Source organism: Actinoplanes sp. NPDC049668, assembly GCF_044465445.1.
Classification (GTDB): Bacteria; Actinomycetota; Actinomycetes; order Mycobacteriales; family Micromonosporaceae; genus Actinoplanes.
In genome coordinates this window covers 675617-700754 of the sequence record NZ_JBITLR010000004.1, presented here as the reverse complement: position 1 = coordinate 700754, position 25138 = coordinate 675617, and the positions used below count along the sequence as shown (strand labels likewise).

General features: G+C 72.0%; 17 protein-coding genes and 2 pseudogenes. 9 read left to right on the top strand and 10 right to left on the bottom strand.

Going from position 1 to position 25138, the window contains the following annotated elements:
• Positions 1 to 62: 62 nt before the first annotated feature.
• The 3 genes from ACIBSW_RS20545 to ACIBSW_RS20535 all read right to left on the bottom strand — a co-directional run bounded on the left by ACIBSW_RS20545 (position 63) and on the right by ACIBSW_RS20535 (position 4680).
• Positions 63 to 2390: a beta-L-arabinofuranosidase domain-containing protein gene (locus tag ACIBSW_RS20545; protein WP_354728489.1), complete on the bottom strand. Its 2328-nt coding sequence runs from the start codon at positions 2388 to 2390 to the stop codon at positions 63 to 65.
• A 99-nt stretch (positions 2391 to 2489) separates the two neighbouring features.
• Entirely contained in the window at positions 2490 to 3113 is a 624-nt protein-coding gene (locus ACIBSW_RS20540) for a fibronectin type III domain-containing protein (protein WP_354728487.1), read from the bottom strand.
• A gap of 73 nt (positions 3114 to 3186) precedes the next feature.
• Complete coding sequence (locus tag ACIBSW_RS20535; RefSeq protein WP_354728485.1) at positions 3187 to 4680, bottom strand: GGDEF domain-containing protein; 1494 nt, start codon at positions 4678 to 4680, stop codon at positions 3187 to 3189.
• Positions 4681 to 4885: 205 nt separating this feature from the next.
• On the opposite strand from ACIBSW_RS20535, the gene ACIBSW_RS20530 reads away from it, so the two are divergent.
• From ACIBSW_RS20530 to ACIBSW_RS20520, 3 genes are all read left to right on the top strand, one after another.
• On the top strand, positions 4886 to 7861 hold the full coding sequence (locus ACIBSW_RS20530; protein WP_404799400.1) for a glycine--tRNA ligase: 2976 nt from the start codon (positions 4886 to 4888) through the stop codon (positions 7859 to 7861).
• A gap of 17 nt (positions 7862 to 7878) precedes the next feature.
• Positions 7879 to 8292 carry an NUDIX domain-containing protein gene (locus tag ACIBSW_RS20525; protein WP_354726655.1) on the top strand — a complete coding sequence of 138 codons (414 nt, stop codon included), beginning with the start codon at positions 7879 to 7881 and terminating at the stop codon, positions 8290 to 8292.
• Positions 8293 to 8561: 269 nt separating this feature from the next.
• Positions 8562 to 9332: an SDR family oxidoreductase gene (locus ACIBSW_RS20520; RefSeq protein WP_354726657.1), complete on the top strand. Its 771-nt coding sequence runs from the start codon at positions 8562 to 8564 to the stop codon at positions 9330 to 9332.
• 747 nt (positions 9333 to 10079) lie between these two features.
• On the opposite strand, the gene ACIBSW_RS20515 is transcribed toward ACIBSW_RS20520, so the two are convergent.
• Entirely contained in the window at positions 10080 to 10700 is a 621-nt protein-coding gene (locus ACIBSW_RS20515) for a hypothetical protein (protein WP_354726659.1), read from the bottom strand.
• Between the two features lie 83 nt (positions 10701 to 10783).
• On the opposite strand from ACIBSW_RS20515, the gene ACIBSW_RS20510 reads away from it, so the two are divergent.
• A complete protein-coding gene (locus ACIBSW_RS20510; RefSeq protein ID WP_354726661.1) occupies positions 10784 to 11254 on the top strand; it encodes an Lrp/AsnC family transcriptional regulator in 471 nt (156 codons plus the stop codon).
• 641 nt (positions 11255 to 11895) lie between these two features.
• A pseudogene (locus ACIBSW_RS20505) lies at positions 11896 to 12085 on the top strand (transposase family protein); the annotation flags it as partial.
• 27 nt (positions 12086 to 12112) lie between these two features.
• On the opposite strand, the pseudogene ACIBSW_RS20500 reads toward ACIBSW_RS20505, so the two are convergent.
• Positions 12113 to 13319 (bottom strand): annotated as a pseudogene (locus ACIBSW_RS20500) (IS701 family transposase).
• Between the two features lie 234 nt (positions 13320 to 13553).
• On the opposite strand from ACIBSW_RS20500, the gene ACIBSW_RS20495 reads away from it, so the two are divergent.
• Positions 13554 to 14435, top strand: a complete 882-nt coding sequence (locus ACIBSW_RS20495) for a serine hydrolase domain-containing protein (RefSeq protein WP_404799399.1) — start codon at positions 13554 to 13556, stop codon at positions 14433 to 14435.
• Positions 14436 to 14731: 296 nt separating this feature from the next.
• On the opposite strand, the gene ACIBSW_RS20490 is transcribed toward ACIBSW_RS20495, so the two are convergent.
• The 4 genes from ACIBSW_RS20490 to ACIBSW_RS20475 all read right to left on the bottom strand — a co-directional run bounded on the left by ACIBSW_RS20490 (position 14732) and on the right by ACIBSW_RS20475 (position 21529).
• The gene (locus ACIBSW_RS20490; RefSeq protein WP_404799398.1) at positions 14732 to 14863 is read right to left on the bottom strand and encodes a hypothetical protein; all 132 of its coding nucleotides are present in this window, start codon (positions 14861 to 14863) and stop codon (positions 14732 to 14734) included.
• 552 nt (positions 14864 to 15415) lie between these two features.
• Positions 15416 to 16756: a M1 family metallopeptidase gene (locus ACIBSW_RS20485; protein WP_354726665.1), complete on the bottom strand. Its 1341-nt coding sequence runs from the start codon at positions 16754 to 16756 to the stop codon at positions 15416 to 15418.
• A complete protein-coding gene (locus tag ACIBSW_RS20480; protein ID WP_404799397.1) occupies positions 16753 to 20664 on the bottom strand; it encodes a Pls/PosA family non-ribosomal peptide synthetase in 3912 nt (1303 codons plus the stop codon). The genes ACIBSW_RS20485 and ACIBSW_RS20480 overlap by 4 nt, the downstream gene beginning before the upstream one ends.
• Positions 20665 to 20902: 238 nt before the next feature.
• On the bottom strand, positions 20903 to 21529 hold the full coding sequence (locus ACIBSW_RS20475; RefSeq protein WP_354726669.1) for a hypothetical protein: 627 nt from the start codon (positions 21527 to 21529) through the stop codon (positions 20903 to 20905).
• A gap of 163 nt (positions 21530 to 21692) precedes the next feature.
• Here ACIBSW_RS20475 and ACIBSW_RS20470 point away from each other — a divergent pair, with 163 nt between their 5' ends.
• The 3 genes from ACIBSW_RS20470 to ACIBSW_RS20460 are packed head-to-tail and all read left to right on the top strand — an operon-like array spanning position 21693 to position 23784.
• Complete coding sequence (locus ACIBSW_RS20470) at positions 21693 to 22469, top strand: alpha/beta fold hydrolase (RefSeq protein ID WP_354726671.1); 777 nt, start codon at positions 21693 to 21695, stop codon at positions 22467 to 22469.
• A gap of 11 nt (positions 22470 to 22480) precedes the next feature.
• Positions 22481 to 23188 carry a VOC family protein gene (locus tag ACIBSW_RS20465; protein ID WP_354726673.1) on the top strand — a complete coding sequence of 236 codons (708 nt, stop codon included), beginning with the start codon at positions 22481 to 22483 and terminating at the stop codon, positions 23186 to 23188.
• A 5-nt stretch (positions 23189 to 23193) separates the two neighbouring features.
• Entirely contained in the window at positions 23194 to 23784 is a 591-nt protein-coding gene (locus ACIBSW_RS20460) for a GNAT family N-acetyltransferase (protein WP_354726675.1), read from the top strand.
• A 64-nt stretch (positions 23785 to 23848) separates the two neighbouring features.
• Here ACIBSW_RS20460 and ACIBSW_RS20455 read toward each other — a convergent pair whose 3' ends face one another.
• Positions 23849 to 25042, bottom strand: a complete 1194-nt coding sequence (locus ACIBSW_RS20455; protein ID WP_354726677.1) for a UDP-N-acetylglucosamine--N-acetylmuramyl-(pentapeptide) pyrophosphoryl-undecaprenol N-acetylglucosamine transferase — start codon at positions 25040 to 25042, stop codon at positions 23849 to 23851.
• Positions 25043 to 25138: the final 96 nt, after the last annotated feature.

Here is a 25138-nt window from a genome sequence, read left to right as displayed (position 1 = left end):
GAACACCGAACATGGTGAGCCCCGCTCGCCACCGGGACTCGCACACGTTGTCCGTCGTCGCGTCAGGTAAGGCGGACGAGGCGCCACCGATTGTCCGCGCTGCCGTTATCAGGGTCCTGTACGGCCTGCGCGCCCCGGGCGACGGAGCCGTTCAGGATGGCGAGCAGCTTGCCGCTGTTGACGTTGCGGATCCGGTGCGTGCCGTCGCCGTTGTCGACCATGGTCCAGCGGTGGTCGGCGGTGCCGTTGTCGGACCACTGCAGGACGCGGGCGTTGTCGGCGGTGGACATGTTCTCCACGCCGAGGACCTTGCCGCTGTGCACGTTGCGGAACCGGACCGCGCTGCCGTCGGCCACCATCACCCAGTTGTGGTCGGCGGTGCCGCTGTCGTCCCACTGCAGCGCCAGGCCACCGTCGGCGGTGGACATGTCCTGGATGCCGAGAACGAGTCCACTGCCGACGTTGACCAGCTTGTAGGTGACGGCGGCGGCGCCGGTGTTCCAGTAGACGGTGTAGTTGAAGCCCTGCGCGTCGTGGAACGGGCCGATGTTGACGCTCGCGCCGTTCGCCGTCGCGGTGAACGCCAGGCTGCCGGTACTCGTGCGGGTGATCGTCGAGACGTTCAGCGCGGGCAGGCCGGCCGGCGTGGTGTTGCCGTAGTTGCCGCACAGCACCGCCGGGCCGTACGTGATCGCCTGCACGTCCGCGTTGTCGTTCGCGGCCCGCATGATCACCCGCATCGGCAGCTTCACCGTGACCGTGTCGCCGGCCGCCCAGGTGCGGGTGACGGTCGCGTAGCTGCCCGGCGTGGCCGTGACGCTCTGCACCGTCCCGTTGACGCTGATGGTGGCGCCGGTGGTCCAGGACGGTATCCGCAGGCGGATGCCCCACGACCCGCTCATGGTGCCGGACAGCGTCAGGGTGGTGGTGTCGCTGACCGGGTACGTGGTGCTCTGGGTGACGGTGATGCCGCGCTGGGTCCAGTTCAGCACCGACGGCACGAAGAGGTTCACCGTCAGCGTGGTGCCGTTGTAAAAGTAGACGGAGTCCATCAGCTTGGTGTTGATCTCGACCCCGGTGCCCTGGCAGCACCAGAAGCTGTTGTAGTCGGTGGACCAGGTGCCGCCGCCCCACGCGGGGCCGACACCCCGGCGGCCGCCGGGATTCAGCGGCGTGAAGTAGGTGACGTGCCCATGGCCGTCGGCCGGGTTCTGCGCGCCGATGACGTGATTGAGCAGGGTCCGCTCGTAGAAGTCGAAGTAGTCGGCCCGGCCGGGGTCGAGCTGCCACAGCTCCCGGGTCAGCTTCAGCATGTTGTAGGAGTTGCAGTGCTCGCAGGTGTCGGTGGTGAGGTAGCCGGCGATCGCGTTCGGCGCGCGGAAGTGCTCGGCCTGGCTGTTGCCGCCGATCGCGTACGTGTGCGCGGAGGTGGCGATCCGCCAGGCGTTGGCGGCGATGTCCCGGTAGCGGGTGGTGCCGGTCGCCTTGTATTCCCGGGCCGCGCCGACCCACTTCGGCACCTGCGTGTTGGCGTGCAAGCCGTTGAGCTGGTCCTGGTTGGACGCGAGCGGGTTGAACACCGCGGCGTGGTCGAACCGCTGCGCCGCGGTGAGCCAGCGCCCGTCCCCGGTCTGCTGGTATATGTCGGCCAGCACCTCGTTCATGCCGCCGAACTCGGTGCCGAGCATGGCCTGCATCTGGCTGGAGCTCAGCCGCGCGGTACGGGTGTCGACCCAGCCGGCCAGCGCGAGGAGCACGTCGCGGGCCTGGGTGTTGCCGGTGTGGCGCCACACGTCGAGCAGGCCCGCGAGGGTCTTGTGCACGCAGTAGTACGGCACGTTGCCGTTCGAGAGGGTCCGGGCCTCCAGGGCGGTGAAGTCGGACTCGGGGAACCCGGAGAGGTATCCGGCGCCGAATCCGGCGGCGCCGTTGTTCGCCTGGCACTTGGCCAGCTCGGCCACCATGTAGTCGGCCTTGCCGCGGCAGGTGGTGTCGCCGAGCACCGCGTACGCCTGCGCCCACGCGGTGAGCAGGTGGCCCTGCATGTGGGTGCGGAACGGGAACGTCGGCGCGTCCCATCCCCCGGTCGCGGCGGCGGAGCCGGTGGACAGCCGGTGGTTGGCCCGGAAGTTGTAGAGCAGCCGGTCGACGTCGACGAAGCGCAGGTAGCTCAGGGTCCGGTTCTGGTTGTCCAGCCATCGGCCGGCGGTGAGCCGGACCTGGCCGAGCGTGAACGGGTACGCCGAGACGCCGAGGTCGGGGCGCACGGGCGGCACCACGGCCGCCGCGGCGGGGCCGGCGGTGAGCGGCCCGAGGCCGGCCGCGGAGGCCAGCGCACCCGCGCCGGCGGCTTGCAGCAGCCGGCGTCGGCTGACAGGCGGGTACGACATGGGAACCTCCACGTCCGGCGATGTTAACGGTAACAATCTCGCGTCGTGGATGTTACGGGATCGCTACCATCCATTCAAGGACGTGATTGCCATACGGGCTCAGGGTGCGGTGACGACCGCGCGCGACCGGGCGACGGTCACGTTGTAGGCGCTGCCCTGCGAGTGCCGGATCCGGGTCGCGTTTACGGCGAAGACGTACGGCGTCGCCGGCTGAAGCCCGCGCACGGTGGCCGTCAGCTCGTGGCAGCCCGCGCCCGGTTCGACAACGGTCCACGACAGCTCCGGCTGCCGGCCGACCACCAGCGCCTGCGAGACGGCCGCGACCCGGTAGGCGACGACGGCGCGGTCGCCGGGGTGGTACCAGGTCACGGTCGCGGTCGTGCGGCCGGGCCGCACCAGCGCGACGTCGATGTGCCCCTGCGGCTGCGCCTTGACGCACTGCCGCTCCCCCGGCCGCGCGCCGGTCTTCGTGGCGGCGGGCACGGAGACGGCGGGCGACGGCGCCTCGGCGCCGGGATCCGCGGACGAGGCGCGCGCGGCGGGCGTCGCGGACGCCTTCGGCCGCCCCGCACCCTCCGCCACGACGATCCAGCTCTGCGCGGACGGCCTCGCGGTGGCCGCCGGGTCCGGGCCGGTCGCGGCCGTCGGGGACGGGGCGCACCCGCCCGTCACGAACGGCAGCAGGGCGGCGGCGGTGCAGAGAAAGGCCGAACGACGGTTCACCGGGATCCCTCCAGCGGAACGACGCGATCGGCCACACATATCGGCGGCCGGGTGCCTCTGCTGAGACCGGCCGTCACACCAGGGCGCGGTGCCGTCCGACGGTCTCCGGAAACGCGGGCTCGGGCGACTTGCGCAGGTACATCTCGGCGTCCGCCGCCTTGACCAGGGCGTCGCCCGACAGGTCGGCGCCGGCGCCGGCGGCCATGCCGACCGACACCCCGAGCGGAAGGTCGTGGCCGGCCCACCGGACCGGTTGCCGGGCCAGTTCCTCCACCCGGCGGCGCAGACCCTCCGCGTCGGCGGCGCCGGCGTCGCGGCACAGCACCAGGAACTCGTCGCCGCCGATCCGGGCCGCGATGTCGTCGGCCCGCAGCGTGTGCGTCAGCCGCTCCGCGAACGTGCGCAGGACGTGGTCGCCCGCCTCGTGGCCGTACTCGTCGTTGACGATCTTGAATTTGTTCAGGTCGCAGTAGAGCACGGCCAGGCCCGGCGACTCGCCGCGGCCGCAGCGTTCGATCTCCTGCTCGAGCACGGCGAAGAACCGGCGCCGGTTGACCAGCCCGGTCAGTTCGTCGTGGTGCGCCTGGTACCGCAGCGCCTCCTGGTCCGCCGTGCGGGCCTGCAGCAGCAGGCCGATTCTCATGATCACCAGGGGGATCACGAGCAGCGTGCCGAGGGACAGCAGCAGCGTGTCGGGGATCTCCCCGAACAGCATCGGCACGCTGCCGACGACCGGCACCAGCGCCAGCACGAAGCCGAGTTGGTACAGCTTCACCGGCCTCAGCTCGCCGCGCGACCAGCCGCTGGGCAGGGTGAACTCCGTGGAGCTCGGATGCAGCGCCGCCGCGGCCAGGCTGAGGTAGGCGACGATCGCGCACAGGTCGACGATCGGCGAGTAGTAGTCGCTGTCCGGGCGCGAGGTCAGCAGCGAGGCGACCAGGCTCACGATGGTGGAGATCATGCTGATCAGGAAGTAGGTCAGCGAGACCCGCGCGGTGCCCGCGGTGCGGGCGATCCGCAGCAGCGCGCCCATGCTCGCCGTCAGCAGCAGCAACTTGACCAGGTAGACGGCCTGAGTCGACGCCTGCGCCCCGACGTCCAGCAGGTGCGGCCGCAGCAGCAGCTCCCACGCGGGGGTGATCAGGCCGATGCCGATCAGGGCGGCGTCGAGCATGCCGCCGCTGTCGCCGGCGCCGTGCCGGAACACCACCAGCAGGGCCGCGCTGAGAATGCACAGATACGCGACGACCTGCAGGACCAGCACGGCCGGGCCGTGGGCGCCGACCCGGATACCCAGGCCGAGATCGAGGAACCACAGGCCGTTGAAGACCGTGAAGAGCAGGGTGCCGACCAGCAGGACGTGCCAGGTGTCGCGCTGCACGACCCGGTTGATCCGCATGCCGACGGTGATCCCGATGACCGCGACGGCGCTGGCCACGGTCACGATCGCGAGGCGCACCGAGGTGGGTGCCGACAGGTGCAGCGCGACGGCGGCGAGCGACGTGACCAGGAACGCGGGGTGGACAAGGTGCGGCCCCGCCCGGTACCCCGCCATCCTTGTCCGCACGTTCCGCCTATCGGCATCGGCGCCCGGCCGCTGAGCGGCGGCCCGAGTGATCCCCCCGACAGCAACCGGTTGGCAACCGAATGCAAATACCATTCGGCGGAGTCAATGCAATCGGTTTCGGTATCGCGGAAAGCGAAATCCGTCCCGGCGCGAACGGCTCGGCGCGCCGCATCGGAACCGGACCGCTCGTATAGACTCCGGCTCCATGCTCACGATGCAGGAATCGCTGGCCCGGTTGACGGCGTATTGGACGGCTCAGGGCTGCCTGGTCGTCCAGCCGATGAACACCGAGGTCGGCGCCGGGACCCTCAATCCGGCCACGTTCCTGCGCGTGCTCGGCCCGGAGCCCTGGGGCGTGGTGTACACCGAGCCGTCGGTGCGGCCGGACGACTCCCGCTACGGCGAGAACCCCAACCGCCTGCAGACACACACCCAGCTCCAGGTCATCCTCAAACCCGACCCCGGCAACCCCCAAGAGCTCTACCTCGGCAGCCTCACCGCCCTCGGCATCGACGTCACCGCCCACGACGTCCGCTTCGTCGAGGACAACTGGGCCTCCCCCGCCCTCGGCGCCTGGGGCCTGGGCTGGGAAGTCTGGCTCGACGGCCTCGAGATCACCCAGTTCACCTACTTCCAGCAGGCCGGCGGCCTCAACCTCAACCCGCCCTCGGTCGAGATCACCTACGGCATCGAACGCATCGTCATGGCGCTGCAGAACAAACAGCATTTCAAGGAAATCGAGTATTCGCCCGGCATCAGCTATGGCGAGGTCTTCGGCCAGAGCGAATACGAGATGTCGCGGTACTACCTCGACGACGCCGACGTCGAGGCCAATCGGCGGCTGCTGGAGATCTACGCCGCCGAGGCACAACGACTCATCGACGCCGGGCTGCCCGTACCCGCACACACCTACGTCCTCAAATGCTCACAGGCCTTCAACGTCCTCGACTCCCGCGGCGCGGTCTCCACCGCCGACCGCGCCGCCGAGTTCGCCCGCATGCGCCGCCTCGCCGGCGACGTCGCCAAGCTCTGGCAGACCCGCCGCGAGGAACTCGGCCACCCGCTCGGCCTGATCGAACCGGCCCGGCCGGCCGAGCCCGCCGCGGCGACGCGGACCGGCGACGAGCCGCGCACGCTGGTCTTCGAGATCGGCACCGAGGAGCTGCCGCCGAGCGAGGCCCGCGCCGCCCGCGAGGAGCTGCGCCGCAACATCACCGACGGGCTCGGCGCGACCCGGCTGCGACACGGCGACATCCGGGTCCTCGCGACGCCGCGGCGCCTGATCGCGGTGGTGGCCTCGGTCGCCGCCCGCGAGGAGGACCACGTGCGGGTGGTCAAGGGCCCGAAGGTCGCGGCCGCCTACAGCGCCGACGGCGTACCCACCAAGGCGCTCGAGGGCTTCCTGCAGGGGCAGGGCGCCACGCTCGCCGAGGTAGAGGAGCAGGACGTCAAGGGCGCGCGGCACGTGGTCGTGGTCCGGCAGGAGGCCGGCGGCGCGGCGCCCGAGGTGCTCGCCGGCGTGCTCGCGAAGATCGTCGCCGGGCTGCGGTCGTCGAAGAACATGCGGTGGAACGACCCGCAGCTGTCGTTCAGCCGCCCGGTGCGCTGGCTCACCGCCCTCTGGGGCGACGACATCGTGCCGGTCGCGGTCTCCACCCTCGCCGCCGGCCGCACCACCCGCCTGCTGCGCACCGCGGACTCGCCGGTCGTGCCGGTGGCCTCGGCGGAGACCTTCCTGGAGACCCTGGCGGCGAACGGCATCGTCACCGACCCCGAGGCCCGCCGCGCGGCGATCGCCGAGGGCGCCACCGGCCTGGTCCGCTCCGCGGGCGTCATCGACACCGACGCCGAGGCGGCGCTGCTGAACCAGATCACCTACCTGGTCGAGGCGCCGACGCCGCTGCTCGGCACGTTCGACCCGGGCTACCTGTCGTTGCCCGAGGCCGTGCTCACCTCCGTGATGCGCAAGCACCAGCGCTACCTGCCCGTCCGCGACGCCGCCGGCGCGCTGCTGCCGATGTTCGTCACGGTGGCCAACGGCCCGGTCGACGTCGACCTGGTCCGCGCCGGCAACGAGGCGGTGCTGCGGGCCCGGTACGAGGACGCGGCGTTCTTCTACCGCGCCGACCGGCAGACACCCCTCGCGGCGATGCGGGAGCGGCTGACCCGGCTCACGTTCACCGACAAGCTGGGTTCGATGGCCGACCGCGCCGGCCGGATCGCCGCGCTGGCCACGACGCTGGCCGGGCGGCTCGGCCTGGACTCGCCCACCCTGCGGCGAGCCGCCGAGCTGGTCAAGTTCGACCTCGGCTCCCAGCTGGTGACCGAGATGACCAGCCTGGCCGGCGTGATGGCCCGCGACTACGCACTGGGCGCGGGCGAGAGCGAGGCCGTCGCCCGGGCCGTCTACGAGTCCGAGCTGCCCCGCAACACCGGCGACGACCTGCCCGCCACCACCGAGGGCGCGCTGCTGTCGCTGGCCGACCGGCTCGACCTGTTCGTCGGGCTCGCCGCCACCGTCGGCCTGCCGACCAGCAGCAGCGACCCGTTCGCCGTCCGGCGCGCCGTGCTCGGCCTCGTCGCGGTGCACCGGGCACACCCGGCCCTGGCCGCGCTCAGCCTCGACGACGCGCTCGCCGCCGCGGCGACCCTCCAGCCGGTCCCGGTGACCGCGGAGGTGCTCTCGGCGTGCGGCGTGTTCCTGGCCAAGCGCTTCGAGCAGGCCCTGATCGAGGAGAACCGCCCACTCGACCGGGTCCGCGCGGTGCTGCCGCAGTACGCCCGCCCGTCGCTCGCCGTCGGCCTGCTCGACCAGCTCGACTCGCTCGTCGCCGCCGACTCCGACTTCGTCGCCGTGGTCGCGGCCATCCAGCGGGCCCGGCGCATCGTTCCGCAGGACACCCCCGCCCAGTACGACCCGGAGGTGCTGAAGGAGCCGGCCGAGATCGCGCTGCACGAGGCGGTGGCGGCGACGGTGGCCGACCTGCGCTCGGCGCCGGACCCGGACCTGGTCCGCTTCACGGCCGCGACCGGCCGCATCGTCGCGCCGATCGCGGACTTCTTCGACGACGTCTTCGTGATGGCCGACGACCCGACGATCCGCAAGGCGCGGCTCGGCCTGCTGGCGACCGTCCGCGACCTCGGCGCCGGCCTGCTCGACTGGGCGGAGCTGCGACTCTGACCGCTCCGACGGTCCGGGTGGGCGTCGCCGTGTTCGCGGTGCGCGACGGCGCCTTCCTGATGGGCCGCCGGCACGGCGCACACGGCGCGGGCACGTGGTCGCTGCCCGGCGGCCACCTGGAGTTCGGCGAGTCGTTCGCCGACGCGGCCCGCCGCGAGCTGCTGGAGGAGACCGGCCTGACGATCGGCGACCCGGAGCTACTCGCGGTCACCAACGACGTCTTCGCCCGCGACGGCCGGCACAGCGTGACGCTGTGGATGGTCGGCGACGAGGTCGGCGGCGAGCCCGCCGTCCACGAGCCGGACAAGTTCACCGACCACGGCTGGTACAACCTGGACACGCTGCCCAGGCCGCTGTTCCAGCCGTGGCGACAGCTACTGACCATGCCGGCCCTGGGCCGCCTCGACGCCATCCTGCGCGCCGACCGATAACCCTTTTCCGGTACGGGCGCGGCGAAGTCCACGCCACGCGGCGCGGGCCTGCTGCGTGATCCGGGCCGTTGCGCGACCGCCGGGCCGACCTGCACGGCACCGGCCGGATCTGGACCGGACCGCCGGAGCAGCCGCAGCGGGCCGTTCGCCGCAGCGGGCCGTTCGGTCGGCGACGCACCACCGGCGGGCTCACCGTCGTGTACCGGAGCGGCATTCGGCGCTGGAAACCAGGTCTGCGGCACGGACGACCGTCCGCTACCGTTTCAAACATGATCACCTCGGCGCGGTTGGCGGTCATTTCCGGTGGGGCGACGGGGATCGGCCGAGAGATCGCCCGATCCTTCGCCGGCCACGGAGACCGGGTGGTGATCATCGGGCGGCGGGTGGAGTTGCTGCGCCAGACCAGCGAGGAGATCAACCAGGCGGCCGGGGCGGACCTGGTGGTCCCGCTCAGCGCCGACCTGACGGATCCGGCGCAGGTGCAACAGGCCGCGGATCACATCGCGACGCTCGGCGACGTCGACGTGCTGGTCAACAACGCGGGCGCGATCATCACACCCCCGGAAGGTGCGGGGCTCGACGCCTTGGCCGCTTCCTGGCGCCGTGACCTGGACACCAATCTCCTCACCGCGGTCCTGCTCACGAACGCGCTGCTGAACCAGCTGACCCGTCCGGGCGGCCGGCTCATCATGATCAGCTCGGCCGCCGCGCAACGGGGCGGTGCGGGCGGGCACTCGGCCGGGTCGTATGCGGCAGCGAAAGCCGCGCTGCATGGATGGGCCCTCGGGCTGGCCCGGCAACTCGGCAGGGACGGCATCACGGTGAACGTGCTGGCACCCGGTTACGTCCAGGACACCGACATCTTCCACGGCCAGGACACCCCGGAGTTCGTAGCCACCAAGATCGCCGACACCCTGGTCGGCCGGCCCGGGACCCCAGCGGACGTCGCGGCCGCCATCACCTACATCGCCTCCGCCGACGCCGGATACCTCACCGGGCAGATCATCGGCCTCAACGGCGGCGCCGTACTCGGCCGATAACGACCGCGCCGAGATCGCACCGTCACCCTCGCGAGCCCCCGCACTCGCCACTGAACCGACGGGCGCACGCCGCGCGGGACGCCATCGATCTAGGACAACCGCGCCGGCCTCCCAACGAAGAGCCAGGCCGGCGAATTCGATCGCTCGGTGGCTCGATCGGCTGAACTACAGATCTGCCGGGTTGGAGTCGAGCACCCATTCACGCCGTTGAAGACCTGCGCTGCCCCAGTAGTCCATGCCGCGCGGCGCGGGCCCGCTGCGTGGTCCGGGCCGTTGCGCGACCGCCCGGGCCGACCTGCACGGTACCGGTCGGATCCGTCACGCCGCCGGACAGCAGCCCACCACCAAGCACCCGCACATCCTCAGCAGACACCGAATCATGCGCGGTCGGATCCGTCACGCCGCCGGACGGTGGCCCACCAGGCACCCGCACATCCTCAGCAAGCACCGGATCATGCACGGCCTCTCCCCCAGCCGCCTCACCAGGCCCCCACCAGACCGCCTCACCGCAGGCCGGCCTCGACGTCACCCGGGACGCCGGCCCGAGGCCGTGCTCAGGATCCACACGCGCGGGAGCCGGCGGGCGCCGCACCGGACTCCGGTGCACCGCCGGAGCGGACGCGGCGGACGCGCGACCCCCGCGCGAGGGTGGGTCACCCGCCGAGCGCAACGGATCCACGCTGTTCAGCCCGGCTGGCGCGTAACGGCCCGGAGCGGGCAGACCGGTCGCGCGGTGCAGTGTGGACTTCACTGCACCCGTCCGGGAAAAGATTCAAAGCCCGCGCCCGTCCGGGAACGACTCAGCCGGACCCGGGCGAGCATCAGTAGGCTCGCAGCGATGCCGGTGGCGCCGAGGGCGATCAGGCGGGGGTCGGAGCGGTACAGGCCGTAGGTGGCCCAGCAACCGACCTCGCCGAGGGTGAGCAGCCAGGTGCCGGCCGAGACGCCCGTCGGCCGGCGGGTCCGGTAAGCGGTCACGATCGACGGCAGGACCTGGACCACGAAGGCGGCGGCCAGCAGCGTGCCGAGCCCCCGGGTGCCGGCGACCGCGGCGGCGCCGGCCAGCAAGCCGGCCCAGGCGCACACGAACGCCGCGGCCCGGGCGGCGGCGCATCCCAGCCCGGTCAGCAGGACGGCGACCGTCGTCGCCAGCAGCGTCGCCGCCGTCGCCGGGACCAGCGCCGTCCAGTAGCCCGACGACGCGAAGTAGGCGAACCACGCCGCGTTGTCGACGCCGGCGAGGGCGGCCCAGGACCAGGAGACCCCGGCGGGGTCGCGGGTGCGGCGCAGTTTCCTGATCTGCGGCAGATACTGCGGAATTCCGAACGCCGCCGCCACCAGCGGAAGGGAGTCGAACAGATACTCCATACGCCGGAACGATATGCCGATATCGACGCAGGTACTTTGCTAAATAATGCTCGAACTCGATGCTCAGAGATAGAATTCGGCGCATGGACGCCATCGACCGCAATATTATTGCGTTGCTGGAGGCGGACGGCCGGCTCACCGTCACCGAGCTGGCCCAGCGGGTCGGGCTCAGCGCGGCGCCGGTGCACCGGCGGCTGCGCGAGCTGGAGCGCGCCGGCACCATCCGGGGATACCGGGCGGTCGTCGACCCGGCCGCCCTCGGCCTCGGGTTCGAGGTGCTGGTCTCGGTCACCATGGACCGCGAGGACGCCGCGACGATCGAGCAGTTCGAGCGTGGCCTCGCCGGCGTCGCCGAGGTCCGGCACGCGGAACGGCTCTTCGGCGACCCCGACTACGTGGTGCGGGTGGCGACCGCCGGCCCCGAGGCGTACCGGCGCGTGCGGGACGAGAAGCTCGCCACCCTGCCCGGCGTGCGGCGACTCACCTCGACGATCGTGATGAAGAACGTCGTCGACGAGCGCCCCTACCCGCCCCTACCGCGCCAGCGGAGGTAAGCGAAGACGTCAGAAGGGGAGACACCAGGACCTTTTCCTGTACGGGTGCGGCGAAGTCCACACCGCGCGGCGCGGGCCGGGTGCGTGGTCCAGGCCGTTGCGCGACCGCCGGGCTGAACTGCACGGCACCGGCCAGGTCCGGCAACAGCCGGGCGGCAGCCCGGCACCGAAAGCACCCGCGTGTCCTCAGCAGGCACCGGATTGGGCACAGTCGGCCCATCACCCGACCGCCTCACCAGCCCGCCGCCCGACCGCTTCGCCAGGCCGTTGCCGCAACGGCGGCGCGAAGCCGTAACCGGGGTCCACGCGCGAGGGGGTCGGCGGGCGCACAACCGAACTCCAGTGAGCCTTTTTCAAGCTGATCTTGCAGCTCAGGGCGGGTCCGGGTGAGGCGAAGATCGATGAAGACGAGGCTCCAGGTAGGACGGCAGTCGGCCGAAACCCGATGCCCTACCGGGAGCCTCGCCTGTGCTGTCTGCCCGTTCCACGATCGCGTTGTCCAGCCGGACCCGGAACCGACGAGGTTGAGGTGGCGCCGCTGGGCTACCTGCCGCCCACCTCGCCGACCGCATCCGCCACCACCGCAACCAGCAACGATCCAGATGGCGACGCCTCAACCCGGGCCGACAGGCGCTGCTCGGGCCGACGCGGCAGGCCGCCTCGTCTGGGCCTCGGGAGCTCTTCCCGGCTCAACCCATGATCTGACCGCCCGCCCGCACCCACGACATCATTGACACGCTGACCAGGACAGACGTGAAGACCTTCGCCGACAAGGGCTATCAAGGCGCCCGCGGCAGCCTGCGCACCCCGTTCAAGCGGCGCCGCTACCGGTCCTGGTACGGCAGCCGCCGTTCGAGATCATGTCTGGAGTTCGAGGTTGAGGCGGCGGGTGTAGTGGGATCGTTTGGCGCGGAGTTGGTGCTGGCGTCGCCATCCTGACCAGTGCAAACGGTGGATGAGGTCATGAACGGGTTCGATGAGGAACATGTTGACAAGACGCCGGATCTCGTTGACGGTCAGTTCGATCATGGTCTGCTGGACGGGGCGGTTGTCGAGGTCGCGACTGTCGGCGACGCAGTTGCCAGAACGGCGAGAGCGGCCATAGCGAGGGTCGTGAAGCGATGCCAGGAGTTCCATCGCCGGACTTGGTGCTGGTCGAGACCGACCTGGCCTTTCGCGGCCTCAAAGCTCTCCTCGACCGTCCAGCGGATCCCGGCGATGCGGACCAGCGTGGCGAGGCCGACTGGTTCTGGGTCCAGCAGCGGTAGAACGCCAGCTCACCGGTGGTGTTGTTCCGGCGGATGAGGATGCTGTGCCGGCCGTTGCCGCAGTCGGCGTCGGTGCTCACCTCGTCGAGCCATGCCCAGTCGTAGAGTCTCGGACCTTTAGACCCGGCGCCCGCTGAGCGGCGTTGCCAGGCGGCGGCAGGCAGGGCTGCGGCGATGTGATCGGCGCGGCGGCGGGTCTTGCCGCCGCCGAGTGGGACCAGGTGGTCGCACGAGACCGCCAGGACATAGCCGAGTCCCAGTTCTCGTAGCCGTGCTCGGTAGGTGCTGCTGTTGCCGTAGGCCTCGTCCGCGGCGACCCAGCGGGCCGGCACGCCGGCGTCGAGGGCTGCGGTGATCATGTCCGTGGCCAGTTCCCAGCGCTTGCGGAATCCGATCTGGTCCGGGACACCAGCAGCACGCATCCGGTCCGGGTCGTCGGTCCAGGACACCGGTAGGTAGAGGCGGCGGTCGATCAGGGTGTGCCCGCGCCGGCCGGCGTAGGTCATGAACACGGCGACCTGGGCGTTCTCGATTCGTCCGGCGGTGTCGGTGTATTGGCGTTGGACCCCGACCGTGTGGGTGCCTTTCTTTAGGTCCCCGGTCTCGTCCGGGATCAGGACGCCATCGGGATCACCGAGGCTCTGCACGACCAGGGCTCGCACGTCGTTGCGGACGGCGTCCGCGTCCCACACCGCTCGATACAGCAGCCGCTGCATCGCATCCGGGCGGGCGTGTCCGGCATGTTCCGCGAGCTGCCGACTCGTCTTCACCTCAAGATCGGCCAGCAGTCCGGTCATGAACGCTGCCGCTGCACGCCGCGTTTCCACCCGGGCGAATCGGCCCGCAAACGCGCCGAGTACCTGGTCCAGAACATGCCGCCATCCGGCGGCGTCTACGCTGTGACCAGAGGCCACCGCAAGACTCGAATGTTTGTCCACAACATACAGACGATCACGTGGTGGCCGTCTCGCGTCCACCAGCCCTGACCATGATCCAAAACGGGTGGTTGCCCTACCAATTAGGGTGGCGCCATGGTGCGGACCGATATTCTGGTGCGGCAGGGCGACGATTTCATCGTGGACGATGCCACGCAGGCGCGGTATCAGCTGGCCTCGGTCAGCAAGCAGTTCACCGCGGCCGCCGTGCTGCTGCTCGCCAACGACGGCACGCTCACCCTCGACGACACGATCGGACATCGGCTCGACGGCTGCCCAAAGCAGTGGCGGGGCATCACGCTGCATCACCTGCTCACCCACACGTCCGGCCTCGGCCACTGGGACGACTACCCGATGATCAATCTGAGCGAGTGGGTCGAGCCCGGCGAACTCCTGGAAACGTTCCATCGCGTGCCTCTCCGATACGCACCGGGCACGGGCTGGAGTTACAGCAGCCCGGCGTACGTGCTGCTGGCCCACGTCGTCGAACGGGCCACCGGAACCCCGTACCGGATCTTCCTGGATGACCGGATCTTCGGCCCACTTGGGCTGACCCGGACCTTCGCGGGCTCGCCCGACGGGCATCCGGACCTGGCGCAGGGCCATGACGCCGCCGGTAGGCCGATGCCGACCTGGGAACTAGACGTGGTCGGCATGGGTGCCGGTGATGTCTGGTCGACGGCGAGAGACGTGCTGGCCTGGCTCGATGCCCTCCAAGACGGCCGCCTGCTCGGCGAGCCGCATCGCACGCTGATGCTGACGGAACGAGCGCGGACCGACCTCGGCCCGAAAGCGAGCGGCTACGGCTACGGCGTCTTCGTCGGCGAGGTCGACGGCCGGCGGTGGTGGCACCACGACGGCCAGAACGCGGGCTTCACCGCGTTCGCGGCGAACATCCCGGAACGGGGCCGCCGCATCGTGGTGCTCAGCAACACCGAGAAAAGGGATGCCACGTTCCTGGAGCCCCTGCTCTCCTAGGTTCTTCTCGCTGGATCGCAGCCCAAGCCCGGATCCGGTCGAGACCGGCTCGGCTCTTCGTTGCTCGACCTCCAGCCATGATCTCGATTGGCGGCTGCCGTACTAGCTGTCACGCCGGCCGAAGGCCGTGAACCGCGCCCACGCGAAGATCTGCGCCCGCGGAAACGCGCGATCGCCACCCTGAAGCCGTGGAAGGTCCTGGCCAAGCTGCGTCACCGCGATCGTGCAGGCCATCCTCGTCCTGCACCACGTCGATACCGGCCGCTACTGAAGCCCGCCGCCCGGCATTTCGCCGGTCAGGGGCTGACCCACCAGTCGCTGCCGAGGGCTTCCTCCTCGGCCGCGGTCAGCGCGGCGAGTTCCCGCGGCGACAGGTCCGGCACCTCGAACCCGGACTCCACCAGATGCCGGATGAACTCGTCCGGCAACCCGACGTGATAGCACTCGACGTAATGAGCCAGGTCACGGCGCCACACCCACGCCCCGTCCGTAAGGAATGACGAGCATCCCGATCCGCCCTCGAACGGCGTTGCATCGAAGTAGTCCGTCATGCCTTCCATGACCGCGGAGAGCAGGTGCCCGGCCCTCAGCTACCGAACGATTCTGGCCTCCGACCGCGTCCTCATGTTGTCACGCATAAATGGAAGGTAGGGATGGCCGGGATAGAACTCGCGGAAGAAGCCCACTCGCCGCAGCACGGGCACATTCAACAGATTGAGCCTTTCAGCGTGGACCGGGCGGCGACTCCCGGCGGAGGTCGACGGCCCGGATACCTCTGGCCCGAGGCCAGGTTGAAAGGTCCCGGGCGCAGCGTCGGGCCGTCGGATGCGTGGCACCGCGCGAGAGTGGGTCTTCCAGCGGGCTCGTCCGGAGCCACGCTGTTCAGCCCGGCGGCCGCGTAACGGCCCGGTGCGGGCAGACCGGCCGCGCGGTGCGGTGTGGACTTCGCCGCACCCGTACGGGAAAAGGATAGGGGGTGGTCAGCGTGGGAGAGGGGGAAGCATCGGCTTGTCCAGCCACTCGGCGAACAGGTCGTCCAGTGGCTCCCGGGCGTAGTGCTGCGCGTGCGCGCGGAACTGCTCGGTCGTCACTGTCGCGTGGCGGTGGTCCGCGACCCAGGCGCGCAGCAGCGTGAAGAACGACTCGTCGCCGACCCGCTTGCGCAGGGCGTGCAGGGTGAGCGCGCCGCGCTTGTAGACCAGCGGGTCGAACAAGCGGTCCACGCCGGGGTTCGCGATGATGACGTCCCGCGGGCGGGCGGCGACGCGGGCGTGCCACTGTGCCGCGAGGGTGTCGGTCGGCAGGTCGCCGCAGACGCCGGACCACAGCCATTCGGCGTAGGTGGCGAAGCCCTCGTTGAGCCAGATGTGCCGCCAGTCCGCGACCGTGAGGCTGTTGCCGAACCACTGGTGCGCCAGCTCGTGCACGACGAGCCGCTCGTGCGTGCGGCGGCCGTCGACGTGGTTGCGGCCGAAGACCGCCATGCCCTGCGCCTCGACCGGATCGTCGAGGTCGTCGTCGGCGACCACGACGACGTACTCGCTGAACGGGTACGGCCCGAAGAGCCGCTGGAGCACCGCCATGATCTCGCCGTGCCGGCCGAAGTCGTGCGCGAACGCGGCGCGTACGGCGCGCGGGATCGCGGCGCGCTGCGGCACCCCGCCCGCGGCGAGCTCGACCAGCTCGTAGCGTCCGATCTGGACGCTCATGAGGTAGGGCGCGGTGGGCTCGAGGCGCTCGTAGACCCAGGTGGTGCTGCCCGCGCCGCGGCGCTGCGACACGAGGTCACCGGTGACCAGCACGGCGTACGGCGACGACGTGGTGATCGCCACCCGGAAGGCGGCCTTGTCGCCGGGCCGGTCGTTGCAGGGGAACCACGACGGCGAGCCGTTCGGCTGGCTGGCGACCAGCGCGCCGTCGGTGAGCTCCTCCCACCCGATGTCGCCCCACCGGCCGGAGACGGGCACCGGCTTGCCCGCGTAGCGGACGTCGACCCGGAACGTGTCGCCGGCGAAGATCGGGCGTTCGGGGCGGATGTGCAGCTTGTCCGGCCGGTGCGTGTACTTCGCCGGGCGCCCGTCCACCCGGACGTCCTGGATTCGGAAGCGGCCCAGGTCGAGGGAGAAGCGCGACAGCGGCTGCAGGGCGACCGCGGTGACGGTCGCCCGGCCGGCGAGGCGGTTGGACACGACCCGGTAGTCCAGGTCGAGGTCGTAGTGCGCGACCTGGTAGCCGCCGTTGCCGTGCTGCGGAAGGTACGGGTCGGTCGAGCGGTCGGCACCGGGCCAGGCTCCGCGGGCGCCCGGTACCTTCCGGATCATGCCCGGCGGGCGGCCGGGGCCGGCCAGGTCGCGATCGGGTTGCCGAGCCACCGGCTGTCGGCGGGCACGACGTCGCCGCGGGTCACCAGCGAGCCGGGCCCGACCGTGGTCCGCGCGCCGATGCTCGCGCCGGGCAGCACGATGCCGTGCGGGCCGAGCGCGGCTCCCGCGCCGAGGGTCACCTCGTCCATGCTCATCACACGATCATGGAACAGGTGGGTCTGCACCACACAACCGCGGTTGACCGTGGCACCGTCGCCGAGCCGGACCAGGTCGTACTCGGGCAGCCAGTAGGTCTCCAGCCACACGCCCCGGCCGATCTTCGCGCCGAGCGTGCGCAGCCACGCGGTGAGCAGCGGCGTGCCGCTCGCGAAGCGGATCAGCCACGGCGCGGCGAGCACCTCGACGAACGTGTCGGCGAGCTCGTTGCGCCACACGAAGGAGGTCCACAGCGCGCGATCGGCGACTCTGAACCGGCCGACCAGCAGCCACTTCGCGGCCGTCGCGACGGCGGCGGCGGCGATCGCCGCGGCGAGCATCACCGGGCCGGCGGCCAGCGCGGCCGCCACGGCGCCGGCGACCTGCCACGCGAACGACAGCGCGGCGAGCACGCTGACGGCGAGGGCGGCGGTGAACATCACCGGCACGATACGGCAAAGTTCGATCGCCGCGCGGGCCAGCTTCAGCCGCAGCGGCGGGTCGTAGGTGCGGCCGGTGTCGGCCGACTCCACCGTGCGGCGCAGCGGCATCGGCGGCGCGCCGAGCCACGACGAGCCCTTCTTGGCCTTGCGCGGCGTGGAGGACAGCACACCGACGAGGCCGCGCTTGGGCACCGACCGGCCGGGCGCCGTCATCCCGGAGTTGCCGAGGAACGCCTGCTTGCCGATCCGGGCCGGAGCGACCCGCAGCCAGCCGTGGCTCAGCTCGTAGGTGGCGACCATCGTGTCGTCGGCCAGGAACGCGCCGTCGTCGACGGTGGTCATCGCCGGGAGCGCGAGCACCGTCGACGCCTCGACGCCGCGGCCGACCCGGGCGCCGAGCAGCCGCAGCCACACCGGCGTGAAGAGGCTGGCGTAGAGCGGGAACAGCCCGACCCGGGCCATGCCCATCAGCCGCTCGGTGGCCCAGACCTGCCACGCCAGCCGGCCCCGCACCGGGTGGAAGCCGGCGCGCAGGCCGACGCTGAGCGCCCGGACCGCGACGAGCACCAGCAGCGCGTAGCCGACCAGGTAGACGACGGTCGCGGCGGCGACGGCGGCCGCCACCGCGGCGAGCGTCGGCCGGGCGGCCAGCACGGCGCCGAGCAGGGCGATCGCGGGCAGGGCGGCCGCCACCGGCAGCAGCCCGATCAGCTGGGCGGTCGCCCCGTACGCGGCGGTCCAGAAGCGCGAGCGCAGCCGCGACCGCGGTGGACGCTGCGCGGGCCACCCGGCCGGGTCCTTCGCGGCGGGCGCCGCCGGCGAGCCGGACCAGCGCTGGTTCGCCGGCACGGTGCCGGCCACGGTCGAGCCGGCGGCGATCCGCGCGCCCTTGCCGATCCGGGCGCCGGGCAGCAGGGTGCTGCGGGAGCCGACCCGGGCGCCCGCGCCGACGCGTACCCGGCCGACCCGCACGACGTCGCCGTCGACCCAGTGGCCGGCCAGGTCGACCTCCGGCTCGATCGCCGCGCCGCGGCCGAGCTTGAGCAGGCCGGTGACCGGCGGCGCGGAGTGCAGGTCGACGTCCGGGCCGACCTCGGCGCCGAGCGCCCGGGCGTAGACGGTCATCCAGGAGGCGCCGGCGACCCCGGTCGCCCCGGTCACCTCGGCGAGCCGCTCCGCGGCCCACAGCCGCAGGTGCACGCCGCCGCCGCGCGGGTAGCCGCCCGGGCGCACGCCGCGCAGCAGCAGCCGCGCACCGCCGGCCGCCAGGCCGATCCGGCCGAGCGGGCTGAACAGCAGCGCCCAGCCCAGCGCCACCCACCACCAGGACACGGCCGGCGCCCACGGCGCCGCGACGAACAGGGACAGCACGTTGCCCAGCGCGGCCAGGACGGTCAGCCAGCGGAGGCCGACCAGCGCGAGCATCGGCAGCAGGAGCACGCCCTGCGCCAGCCCGGCCCGCTGCGGCGTCGGCCGGACCTCGCGGCGGACCGCCGCCGTGGTGTCGAGCGCGTCGAGCACGGCCGCGAGCCGCGACAGGCTCGGGTGCAGGTAGATGTCGGCGACCGACACCCGCGGATGCCGGGACCGGATCCACGCCACCAGCTGCGCCGCCGTCAGGCTGCCGCCGCCGCTGCTGAAGAAGTCGGCGTCCGCCGCGGCGGGGCGCACCCCGAGGATCTCCTCCCAGCCGCCGGCGAGCCAGTCCTCGGTGGCGGTCAGCTCGGCCGCCACGTCCGGCCCGGTGACCAGCGGCCAGGGCAGCGCGGCCCGGTCCACCTTGCCGGAGGTGCGGGTCGGCAGCGCGTCCACCACCGCCAGCAGCGGCACGAGCGCGGCCGGCAGCTGCTCGCGGATCCGCAGCGCCGCCGCCGCGGCGTCGAACTCGGCGCCCTCGCCCGGCACCACGTACCCGACCAGGAGCTGGTTGCCCGCGGCGGTGCGCCGCACCGCGGCGGCCGCGCCGGCGACGCCCGGCAGGGCCTGCAGCGCGGCGTCGACCTCGCCCAGCTCGATCCGGCGCCCGCCGAGCTTGACCTGCTCGTCGCCGCGGCCGACGAACAGCAGCCCTTCCGGCTCGGCCCGGACGATGTCTCCGCTGCGGTACGCCCGCCGCCAGCCGAGCGCGGGCAGCGCCGCGAACTTCTCGGCGTCCTTCTCCGCGTCCAGGTAGCGCGCGAGCCCGATCCCGCCGATCACCAGCTCGCCGGTCTCGCCCATCGAGACGGGCTCGCCCGCCGCGTCGACCACCGCGAGCTGCCAGCCGGCGAGCGGCAGCCCGATCCGCACCGGGGGCTCTCCGGTCATCCGCGCGGCGCAGGCGACCACGGTCGCCTCGGTCGGCCCGTAGGTGTTCCAGACCTCGCGCCCCGGCACCGCCAGCCGCTCCGCGAGCTCCGGCGGGCAGGCCTCGCCGCCGAAGATCAGCAGCCGGATGTCGTCGAGCGCCTCGACCGGCCACAGCGCGGCGAGCGTCGGCACCGTGGACACCACGGAGATCCGCTGCCCGGCCAGCCACGGGCCCAGGTCGACGCCGCTGCGCACGAGCGACCGCTCGGCGGGCACCAGGCAGGCGCCGTGCCGCCAGGCCAGCCACATCTCCTCGCAGGACGCGTCGAACGCCACCGACAGGCCGGCCAGGACCCGGTCCCGCGGGCCGATCGGGTCGACGTCGCCGCCGGCCAGGAACAGCCCCGCCTCGGCGTCGACGAACGCGGCCGCCGAGCCGTGGCTGACGGCGACGCCCTTCGGGGTGCCGGTCGAGCCGGAGGTGAAGATGATCCAGGCGTCGTCGGCCGGGCCCGGCCGGCCGGTGCGGCCGCCGGGCGCGCGGCGCGGCGAGACGGCCAGGCCGTCGCCGAGCACCGCGCAGACGCCCGCCTCGGCGAAGACGAGCTCGGCGCGCTCCTCGGGATCGTCCGCGTCGACCGGGACGTACGCCGCGCCGGCCGCGAGCACGCCGAGGATCGCGAGGTACAGCTCGGCCGTACCGGAGGAGATCCGGACGCCGACCCGGTCGCCGGCGCCGATCCCGTGCCCGGCGAGGGAGGCCGCGACGGCCTCGACCCGGCCGGCCAGCTCCCGGTACGTCAGCACGGTCGCGCCGTCGTCGAGGGCGGCGGCGCCGGGGTGCGCGCGCACGGTCTCGTCGAGGATGTCGACCAGGGTGCGGCGGACCGGGGTCCAGGAGGAGCGGAACACCGCCGGGCCCGCCGACGGGAGGGCGATGGGAGGGAGCTCTACCAGGCGCAGATCAGTCGTCGTCACGGTCACCGGGCGTGCACCATCTTCACCTCGCGGGTCGGCGTCAACCAGGCGTGCGGCGTCGCGGCCCGCCCGGGGCAACGCCCAACGCTACGTTGGCCTAACGCAGAATGACGGATTCACTACGCTTTCGTGGCCACCAACACAACAAGTCACCCGGGACGAACGCGGTGAATCCGGTCAATAGACCGCGGGAAGGCGCCCCCACGGGGGTGGGGGCGCCTCGTTGTCGAGCTGAGGATCAGCAGACCTTCCAGTACCGAGCGGCGCTGCGCGACCCGACACCGGTGTCGTTGACCCGGCTCGGCGCCAGGGTCGAATTCAGGATCTGACGCGACGAGTTCGTGATGTACGACTCCGTGCCGCTCGTCTGGTTGTTGTGGATCGATGCCGTGCTGCTGTTGTACGGGGCGGCCAGCGTGATCGTGTCGCAGACCGTGCGCGAGAGCCTGGAGCCGTTGAAGTTGGTCTCCGACCACAGGCAGGCGTACTCGAACGCGCAGTTCGCCGTACCCAGCGCGGCCACCGCCTCGCTCGCGGCGCGCGCCTTCGTCTCGCCCGGCAGCGGCAGGGTGAGGATCGTGCTGCCGCCGTCCCAGGAGATCTCGTTGACGCCGACCTGGGTTCCGCGGCCGTAGTCGTTGAGGTGCTTGGCGACCTCGGCCTGCAGCGCCTTCTTCTGCGCCGCGGTGTAGCCGGCCGCCGGCGCGGCGACGGCCACCGGCGCCTCGGCCCGCACCGAGGCGGCCGCCGCCGGCGCGGTGGAACCGGCCAGGCCGGCGATGGCGACGAACAGCGTGGCGGCAAGCGCCACGGTGCCCTGCCGGCGACGCCTGCGGCCGTCCGTCGAGGTTGGATTCTGTGACATGGTCGGTGTCCCCTTTTCCCCGTAGGTGTGCTGGATCTCCGTCCTGCGACCAGCACCATGTTTCTATTCCAGCGGGCCTGAGGCGGGTAACCTGCGACGTTCCAGGTTGACAGCCGGGCGGTGGCCGCGGGCCGCGGCCTTCCCTCGGCTAACGTGCATCGCGATGACTACGACGATGCACATCGAGGATCAGGGACAGGGCGAGCCGGTCGTGCTGGCGCACGCCGGTGTGACGGACCGCCGGGTCTGGGACGCCGCCGTTCCCGTCCTGCTCGCGGCGGGCCACCGGGTGATCCGGTACGACCAGCCGGGCTTCGGCCTGTCGCCCCGCCCCACCGGCCCGCACTCGATGGTCGCCGACGCGCTCGACGTGCTCGCCGCGGTCGGCGTGGAGTCGGCGCACTGGGTCGGGCTGTCGCAGGGCGGCGCGATCGGCGTCGACGTCGCGCTGGCCCACCCCGGGCGGATCCGGTCGCTGGCGCTGGTCGCGCCCGGGATGTCCGGCTACGACTGGCCGGACCTGCCCGGCCGGGACGACCGGGTGGCCGCCTGGGAACGCGGCGACGCCGCCGGCCTGGCGCTGGAGATCCTGCGGCTGTGGGGACCGATGTCGTTCGACGCGGCCGGGCTGCCGCGCGAGGACGACGCGGCCGCCGCGGTGCTCCTCGACCAGGCCGACTGGTTCATGCAGGACGAGGAGGAGGTCGAGGAGCCCGCCGCCGAGCCGCGGCTGGGCGAGATCGCCGTGCCGACGCTGATCGTCCTGGGCGACCGCGACGTCGAGCCGGTCACCGACATCGGCCGCCGGTACGAGCGGGGCATTCCCGGCGCCCGGCTGGTCACCCTCTCCCCCGCCGACCACCTGCTGCCGCTGCGGGTACCCGACGAGCTGCACCCGCTGCTGCTCGCGCACCTGGGGCGACGGCCGATTCAGGGCTAGGGTGACGGTCCATGGACATGCTGAGGGGTGAACGGATCGCCGAGGCCGGCCTGGCCGACTGGCGCAAGCTGGCCCAGGGACTGCATGCCCGCTACCTGATCGACGACTTCGGCGCCGGCGCCCGGTTCGTCGCCGCGGTGGGCGAGGCGGGCGACGCACTCGGCCACCACCCGCGCGTGTCGATCGGCAACGGGTACGTCGACCTCAGGCTGGTCACCGACGACGCCGTCTACCGCGACGACGAGGGCACCGAACACCTCGTCGAGTGGGTGACCCAGCAGGACGTCGACCTCGCGCGGCGGATCACCGAGATCGCCGCCGGTCACCACGTCTCCGCCGACCCGGCCTCGGTCAGCGTGATCGAGCTCGGCCTCGACACGGCGCGCTCCGCGACCATCGCCCCGGTGTGGGCCGCCCTGCTGACCGGGAGCGCCGAGGCACAGGGCCGCGGCACACCCGGCGACGAGATCCGGGATGCCACGGGCCGGGTGCCGAACCTGTGGTTCGGCGACGCCGACGAGCACGCGGCCCCGGGCCAGCGGTTCCACGTCGAGGTCTATGTCGCGCCCGAGGTGGCCGAGCAACGGATCGCCGCCGCCGTCGCCGCGGGTGGGACCGTCGTCGACGACAGCGGCGCCCCCTCGCTCACGGTGATCGCCGACCAGGACGGCAACAAGGGAATCGTCTGCGTCGACGCGGCCGCCGCGAAGAAGGAGTGAACCGCGTGGCCGGCGAGTCGTCGTACACCATCGCGCCGCTCAGCCCCGGGACCTGGTCCGCCTTCGATGCGCTGGTGCAGCGGCACAACGGCATCTTCGGGGGCTGCTGGTGCATCTGGTTCCATCCCGACGGGCCCGAGCGCGGCCAGGGCGCGGAGGCCAACCGGGCACTGAAGAAGGCCTACGTCGAGCAGGGCAGGGCGCACGCCGCCCTGGTGATGGACGGCGACGAGGCCATCGCCTGGGCCGAGTACGGCACCCCGGTCGAGCTGCCCTCCATCCACCACCACAAGGAGTACGAGGCCACCAAGACCGCCGACCCCGACTACCGGATCACCTGCGTCTTCGTCGACAAGCGCCACCGGCGACGGGGAGTGACGGAGCTGGCGATCACCGGTGCGCTGGACCTGATCGCGCGGGCCGGCGGCGGGCGGGTCGAGAGCTATCCCCACGACCTCACCGACCAGACCAGGAAGATGTCGTCGTCCTTCCTCTACAACGGCACCCGTAGCCTCTACGAGCGGCTCGGTTTCACCTACGACCGACCCAAAGGCCTGAAGAACTGCGTCATGGTGAAGACGGTCGATCCCGCCTGAGGCCGGGTCACCGGAGTCCGGCGGCGCCGGTCCAGACGTACTGACGCGGCCGAACGATCGGAGATCAGCCCGCCGGTCCTGCCGTCCCTCGACCGTGGCCGGCGATCGTGAGGATCTCAGTGACAACCCTTGCAGCGGCGTCCGGCCGACCGTGAGCGGCGGCTGCCTGTGACATCGCGGCGCGGCGGTGGTGGTCGGTCAGCAGACTGGTGATGGTGGCGTAGAGCTGCTCGGGGGTGGCTTGGTCCCCGTCGAGCATGGCGGCTGCGCCCTGATCGGCGAGGTGGCGGGCGGTGATGCGCTGCTCGTCGCCGGCGGAGACCGGGTATGGGATAAGGATCGATGCCTTGCCGAGGGCGGTGAGTTCGGCGACGGTGCCGGCACCGCTGCGGGCCACGACGACGGCCGCCGCGGCGAGCAGGTCGGGCAGTTCCTCGTGGATGAAGTCGATGACGCGGTAACGGTGTGCCAGTTGCGGGGGTAGCTCGCGCGCCGCTTGCTGCATCTCGGCATGGTTGAGGCTGCCGCACTGGTGGACGATCTGGCAGTGAGGCAGCAGGCCGGGCAGGGTACCGGCGAGTATCCGGTTGATCTGTTGGGCGCCGGAGGCGCCGCCGGTGACCAGCACCAGTGGGACGCCGGGGTCGAGGTCGTACGCGGCGAGCCCCTTCGCGGAATTGCCCTGCAGGACCGCGGGCCGGACGGGATTGCCGGTGACGATCGCACGGCGGCGGGCCGAGGCGGGAAGGTGGTTCAGGGACGCCTCGTGGCTGAGCAGGATGCGGGTGGCTACGCGGGCGAGGATCCGGTTGGCCAGACCAAGGCTGAGCGTCTGCTCATGCATCAGGTACGGCACCCGGAACAGGCGGGCGGCGAGGCCGATCGGGACTGAGACGTAGCCGCCGGTGCTCAGCACGACCGAGGGCCGGGTACGAGCCACGGTAACGGCGGCCTGGACGACGCCGAAGGGGATGCGGAAGGCGTCGGCGAGGTTGCGGGCCAGCTCGCGCGGGTTGGGTGAGCGGCGCAGCTTACCGGTGGTGATCGCCTTGAAGGGGATGTTGTTGCGTGCGGCGATCGTGGCTTCCAGGCCGTTGGCGACGCCGACCCAGAGCAGCTCGGGTCTTGCCCCGGTCTCGCCGAGCCGCGCCTGGAGGGTGGAGATGGTGGTCAGGGCCGGGTAGGTGTGCCCGCCGGTGCCGCCACCGGTGACGATCATGCGGAGTTCCTGCAGGCGCTGGGTGCCGTAGAGGGACATGCGTCGCCAATTCGAGTTCGTGCGTGCCGGACGGGTCGGGGCAGTTTAGCGACCCGGCCCCGGCCGATTTCTGCGACGGTGGGCGTTATGCCAGGC

What these genes read in the sequence shown, in the direction of transcription:
- ACIBSW_RS20545 (WP_354728489.1), bottom strand. Translation starts at nt 2,390, where the DNA reads ATGTCGTACCCGCCTGTCAGCCGACGCCGGCTGCTGCAAGCCGCCGGC.
- ACIBSW_RS20530 (WP_404799400.1), top strand. Translation starts at nt 4,886, where the DNA reads ATGCTCACGATGCAGGAATCGCTGGCCCGGTTGACGGCGTATTGGACG.
- ACIBSW_RS20520 (WP_354726657.1), top strand. Translation starts at nt 8,562, where the DNA reads ATGATCACCTCGGCGCGGTTGGCGGTCATTTCCGGTGGGGCGACGGGG.
- ACIBSW_RS20515 (WP_354726659.1), bottom strand. Translation starts at nt 10,700, where the DNA reads ATGGAGTATCTGTTCGACTCCCTTCCGCTGGTGGCGGCGGCGTTCGGA.
- ACIBSW_RS20510 (WP_354726661.1), top strand. Translation starts at nt 10,784, where the DNA reads ATGGACGCCATCGACCGCAATATTATTGCGTTGCTGGAGGCGGACGGC.
- ACIBSW_RS20495 (WP_404799399.1), top strand. Translation starts at nt 13,554, where the DNA reads ATGGTGCGGACCGATATTCTGGTGCGGCAGGGCGACGATTTCATCGTG.
- ACIBSW_RS20485 (WP_354726665.1), bottom strand. Translation starts at nt 16,756, where the DNA reads ATGATCCGGAAGGTACCGGGCGCCCGCGGAGCCTGGCCCGGTGCCGAC.
- ACIBSW_RS20475 (WP_354726669.1), bottom strand. Translation starts at nt 21,529, where the DNA reads ATGTCACAGAATCCAACCTCGACGGACGGCCGCAGGCGTCGCCGGCAG.
- ACIBSW_RS20470 (WP_354726671.1), top strand. Translation starts at nt 21,693, where the DNA reads ATGACTACGACGATGCACATCGAGGATCAGGGACAGGGCGAGCCGGTC.
- ACIBSW_RS20465 (WP_354726673.1), top strand. Translation starts at nt 22,481, where the DNA reads ATGGACATGCTGAGGGGTGAACGGATCGCCGAGGCCGGCCTGGCCGAC.
- ACIBSW_RS20455 (WP_354726677.1), bottom strand. Translation starts at nt 25,042, where the DNA reads ATGTCCCTCTACGGCACCCAGCGCCTGCAGGAACTCCGCATGATCGTC.